At 64.2% G+C, this 16,181-nt stretch carries 13 protein-coding genes and 1 tRNA gene; 5 read left to right on the top strand and 9 right to left on the bottom strand.

Annotated elements, in window-relative coordinates; translation table 11 throughout:
• Positions 1–3: 3 nt before the first annotated feature.
• From XM53_RS17065 to tsaD, 3 genes are read right to left on the bottom strand one after another with little or no spacing between them, the layout of a single operon-like run.
• Positions 4–273 (bottom strand): YciI family protein, encoded by a 270-nt coding sequence (locus XM53_RS17065; RefSeq protein WP_057795498.1) that lies wholly within the window; start codon positions 271–273, stop codon positions 4–6.
• Positions 274–1,233 (bottom strand): NAD(P)H-dependent glycerol-3-phosphate dehydrogenase, encoded by a 960-nt coding sequence (locus XM53_RS17060; protein ID WP_057795496.1) that lies wholly within the window; start codon positions 1,231–1,233, stop codon positions 274–276.
• Positions 1,230–2,324 (bottom strand): tRNA (adenosine(37)-N6)-threonylcarbamoyltransferase complex transferase subunit TsaD, encoded by a 1,095-nt coding sequence (tsaD, locus tag XM53_RS17055; protein WP_057795494.1) that lies wholly within the window; start codon positions 2,322–2,324, stop codon positions 1,230–1,232. The genes XM53_RS17060 and tsaD overlap by 4 nt, the downstream gene beginning before the upstream one ends.
• 71 nt (positions 2,325–2,395) lie before the next feature.
• On the opposite strand from tsaD, the gene XM53_RS17050 reads away from it, so the two are divergent.
• From XM53_RS17050 to XM53_RS17030, 5 genes are all read left to right on the top strand, one after another.
• Positions 2,396–3,127: a uroporphyrinogen-III synthase gene (locus XM53_RS17050; RefSeq protein ID WP_057795493.1), complete on the top strand. Its 732-nt coding sequence runs from the start codon at positions 2,396–2,398 to the stop codon at positions 3,125–3,127.
• 47 nt (positions 3,128–3,174) lie between these two features.
• A complete protein-coding gene (locus tag XM53_RS17045) occupies positions 3,175–4,536 on the top strand; it encodes a COG4223 family protein (protein WP_057795491.1) in 1,362 nt (453 codons plus the stop codon).
• A gap of 19 nt (positions 4,537–4,555) precedes the next feature.
• A complete protein-coding gene (locus tag XM53_RS17040) occupies positions 4,556–6,049 on the top strand; it encodes a heme biosynthesis protein HemY (protein ID WP_057795489.1) in 1,494 nt (497 codons plus the stop codon).
• 45 nt (positions 6,050–6,094) lie between these two features.
• Positions 6,095–6,170 (top strand) — tRNA-Thr (locus tag XM53_RS17035).
• A 115-nt stretch (positions 6,171–6,285) separates the two neighbouring features.
• Positions 6,286–8,082: a hydantoinase B/oxoprolinase family protein gene (locus XM53_RS17030; protein WP_057795487.1), complete on the top strand. Its 1,797-nt coding sequence runs from the start codon at positions 6,286–6,288 to the stop codon at positions 8,080–8,082.
• A 476-nt stretch (positions 8,083–8,558) separates the two neighbouring features.
• Here XM53_RS17030 and XM53_RS17025 read toward each other — a convergent pair whose 3' ends face one another.
• The 6 genes from XM53_RS17025 to XM53_RS17000 all read right to left on the bottom strand — a co-directional run bounded on the left by XM53_RS17025 (position 8,559) and on the right by XM53_RS17000 (position 16,088).
• Positions 8,559–9,518 carry an ABC transporter ATP-binding protein gene (locus XM53_RS17025; RefSeq protein WP_082631069.1) on the bottom strand — a complete coding sequence of 320 codons (960 nt, stop codon included), beginning with the start codon at positions 9,516–9,518 and terminating at the stop codon, positions 8,559–8,561.
• Positions 9,515–10,543, bottom strand: a complete 1,029-nt coding sequence (locus XM53_RS17020; RefSeq protein WP_057795485.1) for an ABC transporter ATP-binding protein — start codon at positions 10,541–10,543, stop codon at positions 9,515–9,517. The genes XM53_RS17025 and XM53_RS17020 overlap by 4 nt, the downstream gene beginning before the upstream one ends.
• Positions 10,543–11,421 carry an ABC transporter permease gene (locus XM53_RS17015; RefSeq protein ID WP_082631068.1) on the bottom strand — a complete coding sequence of 293 codons (879 nt, stop codon included), beginning with the start codon at positions 11,419–11,421 and terminating at the stop codon, positions 10,543–10,545. Before XM53_RS17015 ends, XM53_RS17020 begins: the two co-directional genes overlap by 1 nt.
• A gap of 1 nt (position 11,422) precedes the next feature.
• Positions 11,423–12,361: an ABC transporter permease gene (locus XM53_RS17010; RefSeq protein ID WP_057795483.1), complete on the bottom strand. Its 939-nt coding sequence runs from the start codon at positions 12,359–12,361 to the stop codon at positions 11,423–11,425.
• A 21-nt stretch (positions 12,362–12,382) separates the two neighbouring features.
• A complete protein-coding gene (locus XM53_RS17005; protein ID WP_236544536.1) occupies positions 12,383–13,975 on the bottom strand; it encodes an ABC transporter substrate-binding protein in 1,593 nt (530 codons plus the stop codon).
• Positions 13,976–14,081: 106 nt separating this feature from the next.
• On the bottom strand, positions 14,082–16,088 hold the full coding sequence (locus XM53_RS17000) for a CocE/NonD family hydrolase (protein WP_057795479.1): 2,007 nt from the start codon (positions 16,086–16,088) through the stop codon (positions 14,082–14,084).
• Positions 16,089–16,181: the final 93 nt, after the last annotated feature.

Raw genomic sequence — 16,181 nt, 5'->3', positions numbered from 1 at the left:
GTGTCAGATCACCTTGTTCCAGGGAATCAGTTCGACGCTCTCAAAGAGATCCGCCGCCTTGTACGGATCCATTGCGGCCCATGCCTCGGCCTGTGCCATATCGCCTACCTCCAGCACCACAAGCGAGCCGATCATGCCGCCATCGGCATCCAGCAGTGGACCGGCCTGACTCACAATGCCGCTTTCCTTCAGATAGGCCACGTGCTTGTCACGATTATCAAGACGGGTTTGCAGGGCGCCGGGCTTGTCCCGGGCAATCAGGGCGATCAGCATTCATTCTTCCTTCAATGGCCGTTGCAGCAGCATATCCATAGCTTCGCGCACGTTCAATTCGTCGCGCACGAGCCCGATCACGACACGCGTAATCGGCAGATCCAGGCCGGCATCTTGTGCAATCTCTGCAAGCGCTTCCGCGGTCGCCGCACCTTCGACCGTCACGCCGCTGTCAAAGGTCTCGCCCGCACCGATGCTTTGACCGAACCGAAAATTGCGCGATTGAGCCGAGGTACAAGTCAACACCAGGTCGCCAAATCCGGAAAGCCCAGCCAAGGTCTCTGCCTTGGCGCCGTAGGCTTCGGCGACCTTCACAAGCTCGGCAAATCCACGCGTCATCAAGGCGGCACGCGCGCTTTCCCCCAAACCGGCACCAATCGCGGCACCGCAAGCGATGGCGATCACGTTCTTGAGCGCGCCGCCCAGCTCTGCGCCAATCACATCTGTCGTGCGATAGAGCCTGATGTTGGGTGTTGTCAGCCGCGCCTGCAATTGTTCGCCTATGCGTTCGCTCCCGCAGGCCAACGTCAGCGCGGTAGGCAGACCACGCGCGATATCATGCGCAAATGACGGGCCGGTCAGCATCGCTGGAACGGCATCGGCAACATGCTCTGAAATGACTTGTGTCGGCCTAAGGCCCGTGCCTCGTTCCATCCCCTTGCAACAGGCCACCACGGGTTTGCCGGCAAGTTTCGGCCCGTGCGTTTCCAGGAAGGCACGCAGCTTTTGTGCCGGAACAGAGACGAGAACGATGTCGGCCTCCGCGAGACACGTCAGATCCGATGATACCGTTACGGCTTGCGGTAGGGCAACATCCGGCAGGCGCCGCGCATTCTCCTGCGTCGCCTGCATCTCCTCGACATGCTCTGCGTCCCGCGCCCAAAGCACCACCGGACCGTTACGTGCCAGAGATATCGAAAGGGCCGTGCCGAATGCACCGGCGCCGATCACCGCGATCATGCCTTGGCCCCTTTCTTTCCGCCGCCCAGCAGGGATGGGCTGTGCTGATCCAAAGGCCAGCGCGGACGCGCCGCCAACGTCATGTCGTCAATGCGCCCGGCACGAAAGAGTTCCCCGCCCGCATAAGCGATCATTGCGGCGTTGTCCGTGCAAAGCGACAGCGGCGGCGCAACGAAGGAAACGCCGAATTCGCCTGCAACAGTCTCTAATCCGGCCCTGATCTCGGTGTTTGCCGCCACACCCCCGGCCACCGCCAGCGCGGGTGGCTCCGACAGGGTCCGGCTCGCTTCGGTCAGGGCGCGCCGCGTCTTTTCCTGCAAGACATCGGCCACCGCTCGCTGGAATCCGGCGCAAAGGTCCGCGCGGTCTTGCCTGGTCAGCCCGCCTTTTTCCGCGGCTACGGCGTCCCTCGCGCGCAACAACGCGGTTTTCAGACCCGAGAACGACATATCGCAGCCTGGCCGGTCCAGCAGGGGGCGCGGAAACCGGAACCGCGCCGCGTCACCATCCAGCGCCGCGCGCTCGATCGCCGGCCCGCCGGGCTGGCCAAGGCCAAGTAGACGCGCGGATTTGTCGAATGCCTCGCCCGGTGCATCGTCGATCGTACCGCCCAGTCGCGTGAAATCATCACATCCCTCGACCAGAAGAAACTGACAATGCCCGCCGGACACCAAGAGCATGACATAAGGATAGGGCAACCCGTCGGTCAGCCGCGGTGTCAGCGCATGACCCGCAAGATGGTTGACCCCGACCAGCGGAATACGTCGCGCGGCGGCAATGGCCTTGGCCGTCGTCACGCCGCACAGCACCCCGCCGATCAGGCCAGGCCCGGCCGTTGCCGACACCAATGTCACATCACCAAGGGTCATATTCGCCTTGAACAGAGCCTGTTTCACCGCGACATCCAGCTTCTCTGCATGGGCGCGGGCGGCGATCTCAGGGACAATCCCGCCATACGCATCGTGCAACGCGTCCTGCCCAAGTACGACCGAAGACAGGATCTCGGAACTCTCTGGGGACATGGACACGACCGCAGCTGCCGTGTCGTCACAGCTGCTTTCCAATCCAAGAATTGCCAGGGTGTCGGTCATCTCACGCCCGTTGCGCCAAGCCTTATTGGCAGGTAACACCGCAAGGATGCACAAACAACTCCGGAGCGTACATGCCGCCGCTGATCCTGATCACGAGACCTGTCGACGCGGCCAAGACATTTGCCGCGGCAGTGCAGGCCGAGCTGGGATCCGGGGCTGATATCTGCATCGCACCCCTGCTGGACATTCAGCTTTTGCCCGACCTGCCCGACCTGTCGCGCTATCCAACGCTTATTTTCACGTCTGCCCACGCAGTCGCCAGCTTTGCCCGGGCCACAACGGCACGGGATTTCACCTGTTACACCGTGGGCAGTGCAACAGCCGAAAAGGCAGCCGAGTGCGGCCTATCTCCCATCATCGGACCCGGAACCGGGCGGGACCTTGCGGAACGGATAGTCGGCGATGCACCCGCCACACCCTGTCTGCACCTGCGCGGTGATCACATCGCTTTCGACATCGCGAAATACCTCAATTCCGGTGGATTAGACACCGAAGAAGCGACGGTCTATCGCCAGCTTCCCGTGCCTCTGCCGGACGCGATTCTCACCCGGATCATGCAGGCGGATGCGGTCATCGCCCCTGTCTTTTCCCCGCGCAGTGCCCAGCTTTTGCTAGATGCGGTTCCAAAAGGCTCTAACTTGCATGTCGCGGCCATCAGCGGCGCCGCAGCCGGGGTCTTTGCCCCGGACAATGCGACCCGGATCGAAGTCGCCCAGTCACCCGACAGGCAGTCCATGCTGGCCTGTACCGCAACACTATGGTCTCATGCCAACCGGCTTGAGGGCAGAACCGGCCCACAGTAAGCTTGGTCCACCGGGCCCTAGCGGCAAGATTCGAAAGAGGTTTTCAAGTGGCAAAGAAACCATCGTCCAAGGCGAAGAACGCGTTCGAAAAGGATACGTCGCAACCGGACGAAACCTCCGAAGAAAAAACCGAAGTCACCGAAAGCTCCGAGGAGACGTCACAGGAGGTCGGCAAGACCGACACCGCCGACGATACGGCCAAGGTCGCGCCCTTTGACGAACAGACCGGAGACGACACCACTGCCGCCGCGGACGAGCCCGTCGCACAGGAAGACCCTGCTGGGCCAGATGCAACGCCGGAGGCAACCACCGACGAGTCCAAACCGGAGGTGCACGGGGAGACGTCACAACCTAGCGGTACGGCGGATCACACCACCGAAACAACCGGGGCTACGGCTGATGCCAGCGACCAGCAAAGCGCCACGGCTCTGCCCGCGACGACCCAGCAACCGGCCAAGGGCCCGGGCGCCTTTGCGCTTATACTGGGCGGTGTCGCCGCGGGCGCGATCGGTTTCGCCGCAGCTTATCTCGGCCTGGCGCAGACCGAGCCTGTGCGCGACGAGGCGCTTGCCAGCGAAGTCAGCGATCTTGGCCAGCGTGTCGACGACCAGGCCGGCACCATCGAGTCGCTTTCCGAGAAAGTCGGCGGAATCACCAACACCGACGACTCCGCGCTTGAGGCCCAGATCGAGGCGCTCGGCACCCTGTCCGAACGCGTCGCCCAGGCCGAGGACACGCTGGACGCGATTGATGCGCGGCTTCGCGACGTCGAACAGCGCCCGGTCACCGAAAGCGCCGATCCCGCGGCCATCGCCGCCTACGAGGCTGAACTTGACGCCGCCCGCCAAGAGCTGGCGGCCCAGCGCGAGGATCTGCAAGCCCTGATCGAGCAGGCGATGAACACCGAGACCGCCGCAGACGAAGCCGCGGTCGCCGCGATGCAACGCGCCGCGATCAGCCGCATCCTCGCCGCACTCGACAATGGCGCGGGTTTCGCAGGGGCCGTGACCGAGTTGCAGGACACTGGTGTCGAGGTTCCCGAAATCCTCGTGTCGACAGCCGAATCCGGTGTCGTGACACTCTCCAGCCTTCAGGAAAGCTTTCCCGAGGCGGCCCGCGCCGCACTTGACGCATCCCGTGATGTGTCCGGCGAAGGCACGGGCCTTTCGGGCTTTCTGCGTAATCAGCTGGGTGCCCGTTCGCTTGAACCACGTGAAGGCGATGATCCCGACGCAGTGCTGTCCCGGGCCGAAGCCGCGATCCGAGACGGCCGGTTACAGGATGCATTGGCCGAACTAGAGGCCCTGCCCGAAGAAGGCCGGGCCGAGCTGTCGGACTGGACCGGGCGGGCGACTGAACGGCGCGAAGCGTTGGGCGCGGCCCAATCGCTGAGCGAGACATTGAATTAACGCCGGGGGAAGTCAGAGAATGCTGTGGTCCATAATCAAGATTGTCCTCTTCATAGGCATCGTCGCCGCGGCCAGCTGGGGGGCCATCTACCTGCTGGAACTCGACGGCGGCGTGCGGATCGTCATGGCCGGACAGGAATTCAACCTGACCCCGCTCATGGCCGTGATCGCGCTTGCCCTGCTGGTCATTGCGGTCTGGCTTATCCTCAAGATCGTATCGCTGCTGGTCGCCGTGCTGCGCTTCATCAACGGCGATGACACCGCGCTGTCCCGCTATTTCCAGCGCAATCGCCAGGAGAAGGGCTATCAGGCCCTGTCCGAAGGCCTCATGGCCTTGGCGTCGGGTGAGGGTGACGTTGCCATGGCCAAGGCCGGCAAGGCCGAACGCTATCTCAACAAACCCGCGCTGACGAACCTGATCACCGCACAGGCCGCCGAGATGTCGGGCAACCGCCGCAAGGCCGAGGAAACCTACAAGCGTCTGCTGACCAACGAAAAGACACGCTTTGTGGGCGTGCGCGGCATCCTGCGGCAAAAGCTGGCCGATGGCGAAACCGAGACCGCGCTGAAGCTGGCGAAAACCGCGTTCACGCTGAAGCCCAAGCACGAGGAAGTGCAAGATACGCTGCTGAAACTTCAGGCCCAGACCGGGGACTGGAAAGGCGCGCGCGAAACGCTCAGCGCCAAGCTGAAATCCGGAAACCTGCCGCGTGACGTCCATCGCCGCCGAGATGCGGTTCTGGCCCTGTCCGAGGCGCGCGACATCCTCGACGAAGGCAAGAGCATCGAGGCCCGCGAGGCTGCCATCGCCGCGAACCGTCTGTCGCCCGACCTGGTGCCAGCCGCCGTTCTGACCGCGCGCGGCTATATCGAACAGGGCAACAAGCGCAACGCCACCCGCGTGATCAAGAAGGCATGGGATGCCCAGCCGCACCCCGACCTCGCCGCCGCCTTCGCCGAGATCGAACCCGAAGAGACGCCACAGGCCCGGATCAAGCGTTTCGCGAGGCTGCTCAAGATCCATCCCGATCACCGCGAGACACGCCTGATCGACGCCGAGCTGCACCTCGCCGCCGAGGATTTCCCCGCCGCACGCCGCGCACTGGGCGATCTGGCTGAGGTGGACCCTGACGCGCGCGCGCTGACAATCATGGCCGCAATCGAACGTGGCGAGGGCGCGTCGGACAGCGTGGTCAAGGGCTGGCTTGCACGCGCCCTGTCAGCGCCCCGCGGTCCGCAATGGGTCTGCGAAAACTGCCATCATATCCACGCCGAATGGGCACCGTCCTGCGATAACTGCCACGCCTTCGACACGCTAAGCTGGCGGGCGCCTCCAGCCTCCTCGGTGTCTTCAGCCACCGGCATCGAGATGCTGCCTCTGATCGTCGGGTCCGCTCCGGATAACGCACCGGCCGCTTCCGAGGACGTTACCGACACGACAGAGGCTCGCGATCCCGAGGTCGCAGATGCCGAGATCGTAGAGGATACGCGCCTCGAAGAGACCGAAAAATAGCCCTTTTCGGAGACGAGTTGGAGTGCTATAGCCGCGCTCCACGGGGCCGCTGTAGCTCAGCTGGTAGAGCACGTCATTCGTAATGATGGGGTCGGGGGTTCGAGTCCCTTCAGCGGCACCACTTCTCTGTAATGCCAATTGAGTGCAAGATAAGCACAACCTGTGCCACCAAGGCGTTTCTGGCGCTTTGCCCAAAGCGGAGTCGTGACAAATCCGACCCGTTTTTCCCATGACTCTTGGGCAGCGGCTACATCTTTTCGGATGCATCCCCCTATCCGGGCCTGTTCTCGGCCCTCGGGCTTCTGGTCGCGGACCTCAAGCGGATCTACCGCGAGACGAAGCTGATGCCCGTCGGCGACAGCGTGGCCGACGACGTGCGCTCGGCCTTTGCCCGCATCCGCAAACAAGCCGAGGCCGAGTTCGCAGAGTTCGACGGCACGCCCGAGGACATCGCCTTCGAGTACGAGCTTGAGATGCGTTTCAAAGGACAAGGATACGAACTGCTGTCGGATGTCGATCTGGATCGGCTGGAACGCGAGGGCAAGGAGTATGTCCTGGGTCTGTTCAAATCCACGCACGAGACCCGCTATGGCGCGGTTTCCGCGATGGGTGAGGTCGAGATCGTGACGTTCCGGCTGACGGCCTTGGCCGCCACGGAAAGTGAGGTCATGTCGTCGCTCACACGGCCGATTGACCCGACAACCGATCCGCAGCCCGCGGATACCGGAGAGATCACCTTTGGCGGTGCGCCGGTGTCGTGCAGCTATTACTGGCGCGGAGACCTGGTGCCGGGCACCGAGATCACCGGCGCCGCCGTCATCGAAGAACTGACGGCAACGACACTGGTGCCGCCGGGCTGGACCGCCACGGTCGACCGCACCGGTGCCCGTATCCCGCCCAACGAGGTGATGAGCGACATCTATGCCCAGTTCTCTGCCAACCGGAAGGGCGAGGCGCGCTTCATAGAGATGCTCGAGCGCTTCGGCGAAGAGACGGTTCTGGCCGGTGCCGCCGAATTGCAGGACTATTCCGAGCGTCTGGCCCGTGAAGCGATCAGCGCGATCCCCGACGGCACCTACGAGGCCGAGAATTTCGTGGATGACAACGGCTTTACCCCTGATCCGCTGCGCGTGGCCGTCAAGATCAAGGTCGACGGCGACTCGCTGGAACTGGATTTTGAGGGCAGCGCGCCGCAGACCAAAGGTATCATCACCTCGCCGCTGGCAGCGACTGTTTCGGCCGCGTTCGGCGCGATCGGCATCCTGCTGGGCGGCGGACGCATCCCGGTGAATGACGGGCTTTACCGTCCGATCCGCTCGATCAACGTGCCCTATGGCAGCTTCCTGAGTCCCAGCGAACCGCGTGCCGTGCGGGCCCGTAACAATGCCTGCCATCGCGTCTATAACTCCATCATGCTGGCCATGTCCGACGTGGTGCCGACCCAGGTTCTGGCCTCGGGGCACGACACGACCAACGCAATCGGAATGGGCCACATGTCGCCCGAGGGGTATCGCGTCTACATGGAAGTGGTCGGCGGCGGCTGGGGCGCCTCGGCGGGTGCGGAAGGTGCCGATGTCGTGGACGGATATGTCGGAAATTGCTCGAACGTGCCGGTGGAGTCTCTCGAAACCGATTATCCCTTCATGCGGGTCGAGGAATACGCGCTGCGGCGTGGATCGGCCGGTGCAGGGGAGCGCCGCGGTGGCCTTGGCGCCCGGCGGGTCTATCGCATCCTGGCGGATGGCGTGACGTTCAACTCCTACTCGGACAGGTTCAAGGTCGCGCCGTGGGGTCTGTTTGACGGCAAGAACGGCCAGCATTCCCAGTTCACGGTCGAGCGCGACGGAGAGTTCATCAGCCTGCCTTCAAAGGGAAACACCGAACTGCTCAAGGGCGACCGGCTGATCATCGAGACCGCCGGCGGAGGCGGCTTCGGTGACCCAAGGAAACGCGACCGCGATGTGCTTGAGCGCGAGATTGCCCACGGTCTGCTGACCGCGGAAGACGCAGCCGAGATGTATGGCCTGTCCTGAAAAGGGCAGCCTGAAACCTTAGGGTCTGGGGTCAACGACACGTGCTCGGGCAGACAGGATGACGGACGGGTGCGAAACGGCACGAGACGGCGTCCTATAGCCTTTCGCTATTGACCTGAGGCACCAGCTAAAGACGAAACGCGCGCAACGATCAAGTGTTGCGCGCGTTTCACGGGTAAGCTGCGTGTCAGGTCTATCGAGAAACGCTTTGGCCATTGCCGTTCTCAACAGTGCATTCCATGACGCTCAGAAGCGTGCTGCGGCCCGGTACGACGCGGTCCATTGAAACAGCCGCCAATTTGAAATAATCGGGTCAGGGTATTCTACCCTTCAGCGGCCCCACTTGAAGGCCGCCGCACGTCAATTGTGTTCAACGCCCGGCAAGCAAAATTGAGCTGGGACGGTATGGACCCCTGGTAACCCACAAAAGCCGGAAAAATTTGCAAACGCCAATCCAGGCTGCGATCCGCACGAATTTACAACGGATAGAGGCACCTATATCCGCGACCGGAATCTTCGATCCATTCCGGCTCGGTTGTGGCGCAGGTGTCTCGCGCCCAGGGACACCGTGGGTGAAAGTCACAGCCCGAGGGGCGGTTGATCGGGCTCGGCACCTCGCCCGACAGGGCCACCCGGTCGTGCCGCGCCTCCGGATCTGGCTCGGGATTCGCCTCGAGAAGCGCCTTGGTATAAGGATGCCGCGGATGGGCAAAGACCTGGTCTGTCGGCCCCTGCTCCACGAAACGGCCCAGGTACATGATCGCCATCTTGTCGGTCACGTGCCGCACGAGGTTCAGGTTATGCGTGATGATCACGATGGCCACGCCACTGCGGGCCTGCACATCCGCCAGAAGATTCAGCACCTCGCCCTGCACTGACATATCGAGGCCGGCAGTGGGCTCGTCCGCGATCAGCAGCTTGGGGTCCAGCGCCAGCGCCCGCGCCACACCCACGCGCCGCGCCTGCCCGCCCGACAACTGGTGCGGATAGCGCGTGGCGAATTCCGCCGGCAGGCCCACCAGCCCCAGCAGGCGCTCGGCCTCGTCGCGCCCGGCGGGGCGCCCGTGAATGCGCAACGGTTCCGTCACCAGGGACTTGACCGTCAGCCGGGGTGACAGCGACCCCACGGGGTCTTGCCACATCATCGACATGTCGGTGCGCAGACGGGTCCACTCGCGATTGGACGCGTCAGAGATCTCCGCGCCCTCAAATCGGATCGACCCGGCAGAGGACTTCTTCAGGCCAATCAGCGTTCGGGCGATGGTGGACTTGCCTGACCCACTTTCGCCCACAAGGCCCAGCGTCTCGCCCGCGCCCAGCGTGAAGGACACGCCGCACACCGCCTCGAAATCATATGGCTCGCGGCGCAGCGCGGCCTTCAGACGCCCCTGCCGCGCATATCGGATGCGCAGGTCCTCGACTTCCAGAAGGCTCATGCCCTGTCCTCCGCCGGATCGTTCAGGTGGCACCGCGCGGCCTGCCCCCCGCCGGCATCGTAAAGCGGCGGATGCTCGGTCTCACACCGCTCGAACGCCTTGGGACAGCGGGCGCGAAACGCACACCCCTTGGGCGGGCGGCGCAGGTCCGGCAAGGTGCCGGGGATGGTCGGCAGCCGGCGCGTCGCCTCTCGGATCCGCGCCGGGTCGCACTCGAACAGCGCCTGTGTATACGGATGGCACGGGTCGCGGAAAACCTGCGCCACGTCGCCCCGCTCCACCACCTCGCCCGCATACATCACCGCCACCTCGTCGCACAGCTCGGCCACCGTCCCCAGGTGGTGCGAGACGAACAGCACAGAACAGCCGAATTTCTCTTGCAACTCGCGCAGCAGGGCGACGATCTGCATCTCTAGCGTGGCATCCAGCGCCGTCGTGGGCTCGTCCGCGATCAACAGGTCGGGCCGCGTCAGCAGCGCCATGGCGATGCACACTCGCTGCCGCATCCCGCCCGACAACTGGTGCGGATAGGCATCGAGCTTCGACGCCGCATCCGGCAATTGCACCTGTTCCAGGAATTCGATGGCCCTTGCCCGCTTTTCGGCCCGCCCGCCCTTTTCACGATACTGGATGTCCATCATCTGCCGGCCGATGGTCGTCACTGGGTTGAGCGACGTCATCGGATCCTGAAAGATCATCGAGATCCGCCTGCCCCGCAGCGCGCGCCACTCCCTCGGCCTTAGCTGCGCCAAGTTCTGGCCATCCATGTCGATACGTCCACCCGCGATCCGCGCGTTCTCGGCCAGAAGACCGATCAGCGAATAGGCCAGCGTGGACTTGCCGCACCCGCTTTCGCCGACAAGGCCCAGCACCTTGCCCCGGGGCACGTCCAGCGTGATGTCGCGCAGCGCATGGATAGCCCCGCGCGGCGTGGCGAAATCCACCGACAGCCCGTCGATCCGCACCAGCGGCTCAGCGCGACCTTCCGATTGCCGGTCCGGCTCTGTCGCAACGCTGGATACCATCAGCCGGCCTTTCTCAGCTTGGGATCGAAGATGTCGCGCAGCGCCTCTCCCATGAAGGTGAACCCAAGCGTCACCAGGATGATCGGAATCGACCCGCCAATGACAGGCCAGGGCGAGTTGCGGATGAAATTGTAGCCGTCGTTCAGGATCACGCCCCAGGACGGCGTCGGCGGCCGCACCCCCATGCCAAGGAAACTAAGGCCCGCCTCGGTCGCGATCACCAGCGGCACGTCCATCGACGCCAGGATCAGCAGCGGGCCCAGCACGTTGGGCAACACATGCACAAACAAAAGACGCGGCATTCCCACGCCCATGGCACGTTCGGCCAGGATGAACTCGGCGTTCTTCAGCGCCATCGTCTGCGTCCGCACGATGCGGGCATAGATCGGCACCGAGGTGATCGCCACCACCAGCATCACCGTGAACAGGCTAGGGCCGATGATGGTCACCACGGCCAGACCGAACACGATCGTCGGAAACGAGCGCAGCGCGTCAAAGATCAACAGCAGGATATTGTCCAGCCAGCGCGGCCCAAGCCCCGCGATGAGCCCCAGAAGCAGCCCGATGCTCAGCGCCGCGGCCAGCGAGGCTGCCGCGACCAGCATCGCGATACGCCCACCGGCAATGACCCGGCTGAAGATGTCGCGCCCGATATTGTCGGTGCCCAGCCAGTGTTCGGCCGAGGGCGGCGCCATGCGCGGGCCGGTCATGATCGCGGCGGGGTCATAGGGCACGATCCACGGCGCGAAAATGGCCGAGCCGACGATCAGCGCCACCAGCACGAAACCGATCAGGCCGGTCGGGCTGGCCAACAGAACCCGCCAGGTCCGGCTCAGCACGCCGGGTTCGGAAATGGCCTCTTGCGTGGCTTCGGTCATGTCACATGTCCTCCCGCTGGCGCGGATCCAGCCAGGCGATCACCAGATCCGAGATCAGCGTGGCCAGCACGATGATGCCAGTGGTCACCAGCACCGCGCCCAGCACGATGGGATAGTTGCGTTCGTTCACCGCCTGCACGATCAGCGCGCCGATCCCGGGCCGGGCAAAGATCACCTCGACGAACACCGCCGCCGAGAAAAGATGCGCCACACCCGTGCCGATCAGGGTCACGGCGGGCTGCACCGCGATCTTCAGGATATGCGAGCGGGTGATCCATCGGTCCGGCAGGCCATAGGCGCGCGCCATCCGCACATGGGGCTGGCCCATCACCTCAAGCATCGAGGCCCGCACGATCCGGGACACGTAGCCCACCCATGACACCCCGATGGCAAAGGACGGCAGGATCAGGTGCGTGACCCCGTCCCAGAACCCCTCGCCCGCACCGATCGCCGGCAGCCATTGCAGCCAGACCGCGAAAACCAGCACCGAGTAGAGCGCCATGACGAAGGCCGGAATCGAGATCGTGCCGACCGACAGCACCCCGGTCAGCGTGTCGAGCCACGTGTTGCGCCGCAGCGCCGAATAGCAGCCCAGCGCGATGCCCAGCACCGCCGCCCAGAGGATCGAGATGCTGATCAGGATCAGCGTATAGGGCAGCTGCTCGAACACGATCTGCGACACCTCGCGGCCCGTGAACACGTCCTGCCCCAGGTCACCGCGCAGGATGTTGCCGAAGAACGTCACGATCTGCACCGGCAACGGCTTGTCCAGCCCCATCGCCTCGCGCGTCTGTTCGATCAGCTCCGGCGTGGCACGGGGCCCAAGGATCATCACCGCCGGGTCGCCCGGTACCACGTGCAGCATGAGCGTCAGGATAGAGACCGCGACCATCACGATCACGACCGAAAGGACAAGCCTTTGGGAGGCGTATAACAGCACGGGTCGCGGTCTCCTTTAGCGTCAGACTTCGCCGTCGAAGTCGATGAACAAGGGCCGCCCGTCGGGCCGCAGCGCCGGCTCCAGCCCTTCGCGGTACATCACCGGGGTGCCTTCGTGGGTGATGAACTTGTATGCCCCGGTCGCCTCCATCAGGTCCTGCATCTTGCGATACATCTCGGCGCGTTTCTCGCCATCCGCCTCGCTCAGCGCGTTGGCGTGCAGCTCGTCGAATTCCGCGTTCGAGAACCGCTCCCAGTTCCAGATGCCGACCTGGTCGGTGACGAACCAGCTGGTCGCGTAATAGGGGTCGGGCAGCATCGAGAAGCGGTTCAGCACCAGCTGCATGTCCTTCCAGCGGTCGCCTTCGCTTTCCATGCCCAGCGTCCAAAAAGACCCCGAATCCTGCACGTTGATCTGCGTTTGGATACCGATCTGCGCCAGCTGCGCCTGGATCACCTCGGCCATCGTCTTCCACACCGTAGCATTCAAAGCGTCGATGGTCAGCGGCTCGGCCGGCGGACCGCCCGCGGCCTCCAGGTACTCGCGCGCCTTGTCCAGGTCGCCCGCCACCGGAACCGACGGGGTCTCACGATGGCCCGGCAGGCCCGGGGCGATCATGCCGGTGGCCGGAGCCGCCTCGCCGAAATAGGCCGCGTCGATGATCTGCTCGGCATTGATCGCGTACTGGATCGCCTTGCGCAGGTTCTCGTCGCCCAGCGCGGGGTTGTCCAGGTTCATGCCCAGCCAGACATAGTACAGCGACGGATATTCCTCGATCACCGTGTTGGCGGGCACGTTGCCGCGATACTGCGCCAGCGACGACAGCGTGATCTCGGTATAGTCCAGGTCGCCGGCCTCATAAGCGCGTTCGGCGGTCTTGGTGTCGTCCATCGGCAGGATGCGGATCTCGTCGAACCCGGGCGCCTCGCCCTTCCAGTCGGGGTTGCGCACAAGGTGGACGTACTGGTTCGGCTTCCACTCTTCCAGAATGTAGGGCCCGGAAAAGGCCGGCGGCTCCATCCCGAAATTGCCGCCGTTTTCCGTGGCTTCCATCACCGCCTTCTTCGACACGATATGCCCCGTGCCATAGGGCAGCGTGATGCTCCACAGCGGCTGGAACGGCTCTTTCAGAACGATGGTGCCCTCGTACTTGCCGGTCACCTCGACATGGTCCAGCGGGCCCCAGTCGCTCTTGACCGGGCTGTCATGCTCCAGCACGCGCTCGAACGAGAACTTGACGTCCTCGGCGGTCATCTCGCCATGGCCGCCGGTGAACATCAGCCCCTCTTTCAGCTTGAAGGTGATGTGCGTGTCGTCGACCTGCTCGATCGCCTCGGCGGCCTCCAATTCCCACTCCCATTCGCGGCCGGGCACATAGCGCACCAGCTTGGAATAGATGCAGTTCATGACGTCGACGTTATAGCCGTTCTGGTAAAAGCCGGGATCGAGCGCGTCGATATCGGCATAGGAACTCACGCGCAGCACCTTGCCCGACTGTGCCCAGATGCGCGAGCCCAGGGGCATGGTGGTGGCGGCGAGGCCCGTCGCGGCGGCCCCGCGCAGGAACGCGCGACGCCCGATGCCGGGTTTGTTGGCGGTCATGTGATCGGTCATTCTTGTTACTCCCAGTTGTTTGGCCGTTTCGGCCTTTCGTGTTCGGCGCCGGACGATCCCGGCACGAAAAGTGATGGTCCGCGCCACGCCGGGCGCGGAACGCGGGTCAGGCCAGGTCGCGCGGAATCTCGCAGGACCAGGTCTGTTCATGGGCAACCGCATCGCCTTCCCTGGCGACCAGCTTGGCGTTGATGACGAAATGCGTGGCGGTGGCGGTCATCTCGGTTTCCGTGCGGCTCGACATGCGCCAGTCGCCGCGCGACATCTCCAGGTCCCACACCACGTGACCCTTGAACGAGCGCCAGTCGGTGCCGGTGAACGAGTAGGTCTCGACGCAGGTCGCCCCGCGGGTCAGGTCGTTGTCCTTGATCCGCAGCCGCCCGTCGGAATCGACGATCCGCACCTGCGTCTCGCCCGTGCCCAGGTCCTCGCGCACGATCCATTCCGCGTGCTCCGGCTCCAGCACCTCCTTTTCCATCGGCGGCGCGCCCTTGGGCGTGCCGAGGTCGCGCGGCTGGGTCACCGCATCCATATCCCGCACCGGCAGCACAAGGCGGCTGGCGCCGGTATCGAGCTGCAGCGTCACCGGCTCCGGCGCGGGCCAGGCCACGGGGAAATAGCTGGTCGAAACCGACAGGCGCAGCCGGTGCCCGGCGCGGAACGTCTGCGCGACATGCTTGAACGGCACCGTCGCGGTGTAGGTCTCACCCGGCACCAGCGCCTCGGGCGTCTCGTGGCTGTCGCGATGGGTCAGGTTCAGCAACCCGTAACTGACGCGCGTCGCCGCACCATCGGGGGCCACGTCCAAAAGGCGCGCGGCCACCTGCGCCACCGGCTGATCGACCGAAAAGGTCAGTTCAAGCTGCGCGTCGCCGGCAATCTCCAGCGGCGTCTCCAAAGGCTTGGTCTCGAACACCAGGCTCCCGGCGTCGTCCCGTCGCTGGTCCACCGGCTGATCGCCCGGATTGGCATAGGAACACCACTTGCCCCCGGCAATCCCGGTGCCGAGCGGCGAGCGGATATTCAGCGTCCCCTTGGGCGCGTCGTCCTGCCCCAGCGTCCCGTCGCGGCCTAGCGCGAACGGCGTCCGCGTGACGTTGGGCGAAGGCCACGACGGCTCCTCGACCCAGCGGCCCTCGCGCTCCGCGTAATAGCTGGCAGGCTCTGCGTGGTCCTGCATGAAAAGCCGCAACTGCGGCTCGTCCATGATGCCGGTCTCGACACCCTTCAGCCACTGGTCCCACCAGCGCAGCTCCTCTCCCAACCAGTCGATGGCCGGCCCCGGAACGCCGATATGCGGATATTTATGCGACCACGGACCGACCAGGCCCTTCTTGGGGCATTGCAGGTGTTCCATCAGCCGGAACACCGTCCGGCAATACCCGTCGGCCCAGCCCGACACGGCATAGACCGGCACCTGGATGCGGCTGATATCCTCGCACACCGATCCATGCTTCCAGAAATCGTCGCGGCGCTGGTGCTCGGCCCAGGTCTTCAGCCACAGGCCAGAGCCGGTCAGCCGCTGCATCCACATCTCACGCCACTTGTCGCCCACCAGGTCGGGGTCGGGCGGAAGCGTGTTGATGGCGAACATGTGCGACGCCCAGGATATCTGGTCGACCACCATCGTGCCGCCCATGTAATGCACGTCATCGGCATAGCGGTCATCGGTCGACGCGATAGACACCACCGCCTTCAGCGCGGGCGGTTGCAGCGCGGCCACTTGCAAGCCGTTGAACCCACCCCAAGAAATGCCCACCATCCCGACCGCACCGTCGCACCAGTCCTGCGCGGCGATCCACGCGATCACGTCGCAGCCGTCCTGCAATTCCTGCGCGGTATATTCGTCTTCCATCAGCCCTTCGGATTCGCCCGTGCCACGCAGGTCGGCGCGCACATAGGCATAACCACGCGCCGCGATATAAGGCGCGCGCACAGAGTCGCGCGGCAGGGTGACGTCGCCCTTGCGGTACGGCAGAAATTCGAAAATGGCGGGAACCGGCGTGCCATCGGCCGGGCGCCAGATACGCGCCGCCAGGATACAGCCATCGGGCAACGGGATTTCCACATGGCGTTCCTCGATGATATCGAGCGTCGTGCCAGCGTAATTCATCCGGGGGATCCTTGCGTGGTTTCGACGCGTATCGTGCCATGCGCAAGGAGTCGTCACAATTTCGCTTCATGACGCATGTTGACATAAAAAGTG

Origin of the sequence: Roseovarius atlanticus, assembly GCF_001441615.1 — a bacterium.
GTDB classification, from domain to species: Bacteria; Pseudomonadota; Alphaproteobacteria; order Rhodobacterales; family Rhodobacteraceae; genus Roseovarius; species Roseovarius atlanticus.
This window is presented reverse-complemented; position numbering and strand designations above follow the sequence as displayed.

Bases quoted from the DNA above. Each gene is read 5' to 3' on its own strand.
- XM53_RS17065 (WP_057795498.1), bottom strand. From the start codon at position 273: ATGCTGATCGCCCTGATTGCCCGGGACAAGCCCGGCGCCCTGCAAACC.
- XM53_RS17020 (WP_057795485.1), bottom strand. From the start codon at position 10,543: ATGGTATCCAGCGTTGCGACAGAGCCGGACCGGCAATCGGAAGGTCGC.
- tsaD (WP_057795494.1), bottom strand. From the start codon at position 2,324: ATGACCGACACCCTGGCAATTCTTGGATTGGAAAGCAGCTGTGACGAC.
- XM53_RS17025 (WP_082631069.1), bottom strand. From the start codon at position 9,518: ATGAGCCTTCTGGAAGTCGAGGACCTGCGCATCCGATATGCGCGGCAG.
- XM53_RS17000 (WP_057795479.1), bottom strand. From the start codon at position 16,088: ATGAATTACGCTGGCACGACGCTCGATATCATCGAGGAACGCCATGTG.
- XM53_RS17015 (WP_082631068.1), bottom strand. From the start codon at position 11,421: ATGACCGAAGCCACGCAAGAGGCCATTTCCGAACCCGGCGTGCTGAGC.
- XM53_RS17060 (WP_057795496.1), bottom strand. From the start codon at position 1,233: ATGATCGCGGTGATCGGCGCCGGTGCATTCGGCACGGCCCTTTCGATA.
- XM53_RS17040 (WP_057795489.1), top strand. From the start codon at position 4,556: ATGCTGTGGTCCATAATCAAGATTGTCCTCTTCATAGGCATCGTCGCC.
- XM53_RS17050 (WP_057795493.1), top strand. From the start codon at position 2,396: ATGCCGCCGCTGATCCTGATCACGAGACCTGTCGACGCGGCCAAGACA.
- XM53_RS17005 (WP_236544536.1), bottom strand. From the start codon at position 13,975: ATGACCGATCACATGACCGCCAACAAACCCGGCATCGGGCGTCGCGCG.